Genomic DNA, 8,032 nt, shown 5'->3' with positions numbered 1-8,032 from the left:
GGCGGAACTCGGCGGTGCAGAAATGGATGATGTCGTTCGGTGCCAGCTGCCGCGGGCCCACCAGGCGCTCGTGGTTCACGAAAGTGCCGTTGGTGCTGCCCAGGTCGACCACCAGCAGGCCGCCCGCCTCGTCGGCCTGCAGTTCGGCATGCCGTCGAGACAGCCCCTGCGCCTCGATGGTCAGGTCATTGCCGGCATCGCGACCCACGCTGAACGGCAACCGGTCGATGCGATGCGTGACGCGCGATCCATCGGCGGCCACGCTCTCCAGAAACCACGGCGTACTGCCCATTCAAGCCCCTCCACGCTCCTACCGCCAACCTGCGGCGCACACACTTTCGGCGCGTGCTGCGGAATGAGCACATTCTGAAACACATTCACCGGGCAGGAGCACCGGTCCTTCCCTCGGTTGGGGGTCAGCTGCCGCTCAGCCTTAATCCCAGCAACACCAGCGTCGCCAGGCCGAAAACCAGCGTCAGCACGCGCCAGAACAGCAGCGGATGGCGCTGCTGCAGCGGCGTGCGGTCCCGGCTCATGAACTCGGGGCCGGGCGCATAAAGGTCATGCGCCAGCTCTGACAGTGCCTGCTGACGCCGTGAGGGTTGGGGATGCAAGGCCTTGCGCAGCACGCGGTCCAGCCAGTCGGGCAGGTCGGGGCGCCGGGTGCGCAGCGGCACGTATTGCAGCTTGTGCAGGTCACGGGGGCCACGCACCTGGGGCACCTGCAGGCCGTAGGGCAGGGCGCCGGTCAGCATCTGGTAGGCCAGCACGGCCAGCGAGAACAGCTCGGACACCTGCGTGCCGCCGTCGCCGGTGAAGTATTCCGGCGCGGTGTACTGCAGGCTGCCGGCGATGTCGGTGGCGCGCGCATCGCCCAGGCCCTCGTTCAGGCCCGCCACATGGGCCGAGGCGAGGTCGATGAGGATGACAGTGCCCTGGCGGTCGATCATCAGGTTCTCGGGCCGCAGGTCCTGGTGCAGCATTTCCTTGCGATGCAGGGCTTGCAGGCCACGGGCGATCTGGTCGACGAGCTGGCGCACCTCGTCGAGCCCAGGCTTCGGGTGATCGGTCATCCACTGGGCCAGGGTCTGGCCGGTGATGAACTCCATCGCGGTGAAGAGGTGCTCACGCCGCTTCTCGGCCGGCGCGGCCTTGATGACGTGCGGGCTGTCGACGCGCCGCGCCACCCACTCCTCGATCGCGAAGCGGTCCAGGGCCCGGCTGTCGGTGCCCATCTCGGCGGAGGGCAGCTTGAGCGCCCATTCGCGCTCCTGGGCATCGACGGCCAGCACGACCTGGCTCCTTGCGCTCGCATAGAGCTCGCGAATGACGCGGTAGCCCTCGAACTCCATGCGCGGGGCCAACCGTGGCGGCAGGCGCAGGCGCTCCCGCTGCACGGGCGGCGCGAGCTGATCGGGCAGGGATTCAACGCGCGCCAGCATGACGGTGGCGTTGTCCTGGCTGCCCCGCGCCAGCGCCGCGGCCACGAGGGCCTGGGCGGCGGCCTGCAGGTCGGCGCCGTGGCGGCTGACGGTGCTGACGACGAGCGCCGGGTCCAGGTGCTCGTAGGCGCCGTCGGTGGCCAGCAGATAGGTCTCGCCGACCTCGGTGGGCCAGCAGGCGTGGTCGATCTCGAGATRCGGGCTGATGCCCAGTGCCCGGCCCAGATAGGTCTGGCCGCCGTCCAGGCGCACGCGGTGGTCGTGGCTCAGCTGCTCCAGCGCGGTGGGATGGATGCGGTAGGCGCGCGTGTCGCCCACATGCAGCAGGTGCACCTCGCGGCCCTTGAAGACCAGGGCGCTGAAGGTGCAGACATGGCCGCGGTCCTTGTCGAAGCGGCCTTCGCCGAGCTGCGTCTGGGCGTGCAGCCAGCCGTTGGTGGCGGCCAGCACGCATTGGGCGGCGCGGCGTACTGTCCAGGCCTCGGAGGTGCCGTAGTAGTCCTCCAGGAAGCCGCGCACCGCCGCCGCGCTGGCGATCTGGCTGACGGGGCTGCTGCTGATGCCGTCGGCAATCGCCAGCGCAATGCCCCGCGAGCGGCGCTGTGCGTCGGTCGGCAGGGCTGCGCCGTGGAAGTCCTGGTTCAGCGGCTTGACGCCGGCCTCGGAGTGCTGGCCGACTGCGACCCGTAGAGTCATGCAATGACACCGGAGCGTTTCGGGCCGAGCGCCGGGCCGCTCCCAAGCCGGCCCGCTTTGGCGATGTGCTTGCGGCTCGATGCCGCAAGCATCGCCGTCCCCTCGGGGGACCGGCCAAGGTACTCCTTGGACGAGGGGCTCACACGATCACGCGTTTGGGARCTGTCTTGTAATGCGTCGAGTACAGCGACAAGCCCACGAAGGTCAGGCCGCCGACCAGGTTGCCGACCACGGTGGGAATTTCGTTCCAGATCAGGTAATCCATGATCGTGAACTTGCCGCCCAGCATCAGGCCCGAGGGGAACAGGAACATGTTGACGATGCTGTGCTCGAAACCCATGTAGAAGAACACCATGATGGGCATCCACATGCCGATRGCCTTGCCTGAAACCGAGGTCGACATCATCGCCGCGACCACGCCGGTGGACACCATCCAGTTGCACAGCACGCCACGGATGAAGAGGGTCAGCATGCCGGCGGCGCCATGGGCCGCGTAGCCCACCGTGCGGCCCTCGCCGATGGTGCCGATCTTCTGTCCGACCGCGTTGGGCGCCTCGCTGAAGCCGAAGGTGAAGATGATGGCCATGAAGACGGCCACCGTCAGCGCCCCAGCAAAGTTGCCGAAGAAGACCAGCGTCCAGTTGCGCATGACGCCGCCCCAGGTCGCGCCGGGGCGCTTGTCCAGCACGGCCAGCGGCACCAGCGTGAACACGCCGGTCAGCAGGTCGAAGCCCATCAGGTAGAGCAGGATGAAGCCGACCGGGAACAGCAGCGCGCCAACCAGCGGGTTTCCGGTGTTGACGCTGACCGTCACCGCGAAGGCCGCAGCCAGCGCCAGGATGGCGCCCGCCATGTAGGAGCGGATCAGCGTGTCGCGGGTGGACATCAGCAGCTTGGATTCACCGGCATCGACCATCTTGGTCACGAACTCGGTGGGTACGACGTAGGCCATGGTTTGTCTCCTCTTTCGCCAATCAAATAGTCAACGCAGCGCGACGAGCACGCGGCCGTCCTGCACCTGCACGGCATGGGCGCGCACCGACTGCTCGGGCGCTTCCAGGCACTCGCCGGTGTTCAGGTCGAAATGGTTCTTGTAGAGCGGCGACGCGACGACGATGCGCTCGCCCAGGTTGCCCACCAGGCCGCGGGCCAGCACGCTGGCGCCGGAGCGCGGGTCGATGTTGTCGATGGCGTGGAAGTTCTCCTGGCCCACGCGGAACACGGCCACGTGGTGGTCACCGACGCGAGCGGCCACGCCGGTGTTGGGCAGGATGTCGTCGACGGCGCAGATGTGGGTGAAAGTCATGTCGGCTCCTTGATCAAACGGTGGCTTCTTCTTCGCGCTCTTCGGCACGCGCGGGGCGGATCTGGCCGCGCTCTTCCACGAAGATGATTCGCTCGTCCGGCTTGTCGCTGTTGACGAAGGAGCGGAAGCGCTGGCGCACCTCGGGCGTCGTGACGGCCGTCTTCCATTCGCACTGGTAGGTGTCGACGACGGCCTGCATCTGCGCCTCCAGCTCGGCGGCGAGGCCCAGGCTGTCGTTGATGACGACGTCCTTCAGGTAGTCCAGGCCACCTTCGAGGTTGTCGCGCCAGGTGCTGGTGCGCTGCAGGCGGTCGGCCGTGCGCACGTAGAACATCAGGAAGCGGTCGATGTACTTGATCAGGTCGACCTTGCTCAGGTCGCTGGCGATCAGCTCGGCGTGACGCGGCTTCATGCCGCCGTTGCCGGCGACGTAGAGGTTCCAGCCCTTTTCCGTCGCGATGATGCCGACGTCCTTGCCCTGGGCCTCGGCGCATTCCCGCGTGCAGCCGGAGACGCCGAACTTGATCTTGTGCGGCGCACGCAGGCCCTTGTAGCGGTTCTCGATCTCGACGGCCAGGCCGACCGAGTCGTCGACGCCATAGCGGCACCAGGTGCTGCCCACGCAGCTCTTCACCGTGCGCAGCGACTTGCCGTAGGCATGGCCGCTCTCGAAGCCGGCGGCGATCAGCTCTTCCCAGATGAAGGGCAGCTGCTCGACGCGGGCGCCGAACATGTCGACGCGCGCGCCGCCGGTGATCTTGGTGTACAGGCCGTACTTCTTGGCCACCTGGCCGACGGCGATCAGGCCATCGGGCGTGACCTCGCCGCCCGGCATGCGCGGCACGACGGAGTAGCTGCCGTCCTTCTGGATGTTGCCGAGGTAGTAGTCGTTGCTGTCCTGCAGCGCGGCCAGCTTGGGCTCCAGCACGAACTCGTTCCAGCACGACGCGAAGATGCTGGCTGCCGCGGGCTTGCAGATGTCGCAGCCCAGGCCCTTGCCGTGCTTGGCCATCAGGTCGCTGAAGGTCTTGATGCCGCCCACGCGGATGAGGTGGTACAGCTCCTGGCGCGAATGCGGGAAGTGCTCGCAGATGTGGTTGTTCACGGCCATGCCGCGCTTGGCCATCTCGAACTTCATCACCTGGGTAACGAGCGGCACGCAGCCGCCGCAAGTCGCGCCGGCCTTGGTGCAGGCCTTGAGTGCGCCGATGGTGGTCGCACCGTCGCCGACGGCCGAGCAGATCTGGCCCTTGCTGACGTTGTTGCACGAGCACAGCTGGGCGCTGTCGGGCAGGGCGTCCGGGCCGATGCCGACCTTGGCCTTGCCGTCGCTGCTGGGCAGGATCAGGAACTCGGGGTCGGCCGGCAGCTTGATGCCGTTCAGCTGCATCTGCTGCAGCGTGCCGTACTCGGCGGCGTCGCCCACCAGCACGGCGCCGAGCAGCTTCTCACCGTCCTCGCTGACGACGATCTTCTTGTAGACCTGCTTGCGCTCGTCCACATATTGGTAGCTGCGGCAGTTCGGCGTCTTGCCATGAGCGTCGCCGATGCTGGCCACGTCCACGCCCATCAGCTTGAGCTTGGTGGACAGGTCGGCGCCGGGGAAGGCCGCCTCGGCATCGCCGGCGATATGGCGGGCTGCCACACGGGCCATCTCATAGCCAGGGGCGACCAGGCCGTAGGTCTGCTCGTTCCAGGCCGCGACCTCGCCGACGGCGTAGACATTGCGGTCGCTGGTGCGGCAGTGGTCGTCGATGACGACGCCGCCGCGCGGGCCGATGGCCAGCACGCACTGGCGGGGCAGTTCGTCACGCGGGCGGATGCCGGCGGAGAACACGATCATGTCGGTCTCCAGCCAGGTGCCGTCGGCGAACACCATGCGGTGGCGGGCCATCGCGCCGTCGGTGATCTCCAGGGTGTTGCGGCCGGTGTGGACCTGCACGCCGAGGTCTTCGATCTTCTTGCGCAGCACGCGGCCGCCACCTTCGTCGATCTGCACGGCCATCAGGCGCGGTGCGAACTCGACGACGTGCGTCTCCAGGCCCATGTCGCGCAGTGCCTTGGCGCATTCCAGGCCCAGCAGGCCGCCGCCGATGACGACGCCGGTCTTGGAGACCGCGCCGCTGGCTTTCATGCCTTCCAGGTCTTCGATGGTGCGGTAGACGTGGCAATGCGGCCGATCACGGCCGGGCACTGACGGCACGAAGGGGTAGGAGCCCGTGGCCAGCACCAGCTTGTCGTAGTGGACGACTTCGCCGTCGGCCAGCGTGATGGTGTGGTCGCGGCGCTCGATGGCCACGGCCTTGGCGGCCAGGCGCAGCTTGAAGCCGGGGTGGTTCTCGAAGAAGCCCTCGGGCACCAGGGACAGGTCCTCGGCCGATTTGCCCGAAAAGAATTCGGACAGGTGCACGCGGTCATAGGCCGGGCGTGGCTCCTCGCACAGCACCGTCACCTGCACGTCGGCGGCAGCAGGCCCCTCTGCGAGGGATTCGAGAAATTTCTGGCCCACCATTCCGTGGCCGATGAGGACGATGTGCTGCATGTCTTTTCAGGGCGAAGCAGGCTGCGCCGACGGGCTTGGAAAGGCCAGATCGGAGCCACCAGTAAGAAGGCCCCGAGAGCAGCGGTCTGCTCGGTCGGGGCCGGAAGATGAGGTTCGCCGCCTTTGGCGATGCTTCTGCGGAAGCAGAGGGCCGCGTCAGCGCAGCACCTCATCTCCTACGTCGCAAGGACCATGCCTGCGCCAGAAACGGGCATCGCCCATGAGCCGGCATGCACCACGCAGGGGTGGCACAGAGGCGGTGCGAGGCGACGCACCGCGGCGGGGCGCATCGCCCCGTCAGCGGGCCGGGCGGTCCAGCATCACCTCGAGGCCTTGCGCGTTCAGCTCGGCGTCCAGGGCCAGCCAGTCGGCGGCCTCGGCGTCAGCCGGGTGGCCGTGGCTGCGCAGGCGTGCGAGATAGCCATCCAGCAGGCCGGCCTTGAGCTGCTCGTGACGGCGCGGCGCGGCGCGCAGGGACTCGGCCAGCGCCACCATCTCGTCCACCTGCTCCAGCATCAGCGCGGCCAGGCGACGCACTTCGTCCACCGAGCCGCCGATGCGGCCGTAGTGGGTGACCTGCATCGCAAGCGGCTCGGCCGCCAGCAGCCGCGCGACGGTGGACTTGAGCGCTTCGGGCTCGAACTGCACCGGCGTGCTGGTCGGCAGGATCCAGGCGCGGCCGTCGACGTCGAAGGCGCGATAGGACAGGCCGAAGGTGTCGCCCGTGAACCAGCTGCGGCTCCTCTCGTCCCAGATCGCGTGGTGATGCCTGGCGTGGCCGGGGCTGTCGATGAGGCGTAGCGGCCGGCCGGCGAGGTGGATGACCTGCTCGTCATGGCTGGCCTCGGCGCGTTCAGCCGGCACGGGCACGAGCCTGCCGTAGCTGCGCTGCATCTCGGCCTCGCCGTAGACGGCGAGCGCTCCCAGCCATAGCGCCTTGGGGTCCACCATGTGGCGCAGGCCACGCGGGTGCACCAAGGCGCGGGCCTGGGGCAGGGCTTCCATCAGCAGGCCGACGCCGCCGGCATGGTCCAGGTGCACGTGGGTCGGGATCACCCAGTCCACTGCCTCCGGTGACAGCCCCAGCGCGTTCAATGCCGCCAGCAGGCGCGGCACGGCATGGTTGGTGCCGGTATCGATGAAGGCGGCGCGGCCGTTCTCGACCATCAGATAGGCGGCATCGAAGCGCGGGCGCTGGAAGCCGGTGTCGATGGCGTAGATGCCGTGGCCGAGGTCTTCGATGAAGTCAAGCATGAACGGGGCTTCCTAGAATCACCGATCACGATAGCCCAAGGAGGCCGCAGTGGCGGTGCACGAGATTTTGAAGATGGGCGACCCGCGCTTGCTGCGCGTGGCCCAACCGGTCACCGCCTTCGGCACGCCGGAGCTGAAAGCGCTGATCGCCGACATGTTCGAAACCATGGCCGCCGCCAATGGCGCGGGTCTGGCGGCGCCGCAGATCGGCGTGGACCTGCGCCTGGTCATCTTTGGCTACACGAAGAATGTGCGCTACCCGGATGCCCCGCCGGTGCCGCCCACCGTATTGATCAATCCGCAGATCGAAGTGCTGGACGGCGGCCGCACCGAGGGTTGGGAGGGCTGCCTGTCGGTGCCGGGGCTGCGCGGCGTCGTCGAGCGCGATGAACGCATCCGCTACACCGGCTTCGATGCCGATGGTGCGGTGATCGACCGCATCGCCGAGGGTTTCCATGCCCGCGTCGTGCAGCATGAGTGCGACCATCTGGACGGCATCCTCTACCCGATGCGGATCAAGGACTTCACTCGCTTCGGCTTCACGTCCGTGCTCTTCCCGGAGCTCGACCCCGCGTCCGACGACGACTGAGAGATGGAAACACTTGTAAGTGCGGTGCACCGCACGCGGATCTTGTGCGTTGCGCAGGCGCAAAGGAGCATTGGCTCATGACCACGTCCATCGAATCCAAGCTTGTCCTGAAGCGCAACAGCTGGCGCATGCTGGCTCTGGCGCTGTTCATTGCGATCGCGCCTGCCGTCAAGGCACAGGACGCCGACCGTGATCCTCCGACC

General features: G+C 67.7%; 7 protein-coding genes. 1 reads left to right on the top strand and 6 read right to left on the bottom strand.

Going from position 1 to position 8,032, the window contains the following annotated elements:
- From AC1DU6_RS13725 to AC1DU6_RS13700, 6 genes are all read right to left on the bottom strand, one after another.
- Positions 1 to 292, bottom strand: a 292-nt coding sequence (locus tag AC1DU6_RS13725; protein WP_477857770.1) for an FHA domain-containing protein, incomplete at its 3' end; no start/stop codon positions are given.
- Between the two features lie 124 nt (positions 293 to 416).
- Positions 417 to 2,138 carry a bifunctional protein-serine/threonine kinase/phosphatase gene (locus AC1DU6_RS13720; protein ID WP_477857768.1) on the bottom strand — a complete coding sequence of 574 codons (1,722 nt, stop codon included), beginning with the start codon at positions 2,136 to 2,138 and terminating at the stop codon, positions 417 to 419.
- 139 nt (positions 2,139 to 2,277) lie between these two features.
- Positions 2,278 to 3,090: a formate/nitrite transporter family protein gene (locus AC1DU6_RS13715; RefSeq protein ID WP_477857766.1), complete on the bottom strand. Its 813-nt coding sequence runs from the start codon at positions 3,088 to 3,090 to the stop codon at positions 2,278 to 2,280.
- 30 nt (positions 3,091 to 3,120) lie between these two features.
- On the bottom strand, positions 3,121 to 3,444 hold the full coding sequence (gene nirD, locus AC1DU6_RS13710) for a nitrite reductase small subunit NirD (RefSeq protein ID WP_457392180.1): 324 nt from the start codon (positions 3,442 to 3,444) through the stop codon (positions 3,121 to 3,123).
- 13 nt (positions 3,445 to 3,457) lie between these two features.
- Entirely contained in the window at positions 3,458 to 5,986 is a 2,529-nt protein-coding gene (gene nirB, locus AC1DU6_RS13705) for a nitrite reductase large subunit NirB (protein ID WP_457323462.1), read from the bottom strand.
- Positions 5,987 to 6,283: 297 nt separating this feature from the next.
- On the bottom strand, positions 6,284 to 7,240 hold the full coding sequence (locus AC1DU6_RS13700; RefSeq protein ID WP_457323461.1) for an MBL fold metallo-hydrolase: 957 nt from the start codon (positions 7,238 to 7,240) through the stop codon (positions 6,284 to 6,286).
- 49 nt (positions 7,241 to 7,289) lie between these two features.
- Here AC1DU6_RS13700 and def point away from each other — a divergent pair, with 49 nt between their 5' ends.
- Positions 7,290 to 7,829: a peptide deformylase gene (def, locus tag AC1DU6_RS13695; protein WP_457323460.1), complete on the top strand. Its 540-nt coding sequence runs from the start codon at positions 7,290 to 7,292 to the stop codon at positions 7,827 to 7,829.
- The last annotated feature ends 203 nt before the right edge of the window (positions 7,830 to 8,032 follow it).

This window comes from Roseateles sp. P5_B10, assembly GCF_056400485.1.
This window is presented reverse-complemented; position numbering and strand designations above follow the sequence as displayed.

Coding starts and splice junctions, on each gene's coding strand:
- AC1DU6_RS13700 (WP_457323461.1), bottom strand. CDS start 7,240: ATGCTTGACTTCATCGAAGACCTCGGCCACGGCATCTACGCCATCGAC.
- nirD (WP_457392180.1), bottom strand. CDS start 3,444: ATGACTTTCACCCACATCTGCGCCGTCGACGACATCCTGCCCAACACC.
- nirB (WP_457323462.1), bottom strand. CDS start 5,986: ATGCAGCACATCGTCCTCATCGGCCACGGAATGGTGGGCCAGAAATTT.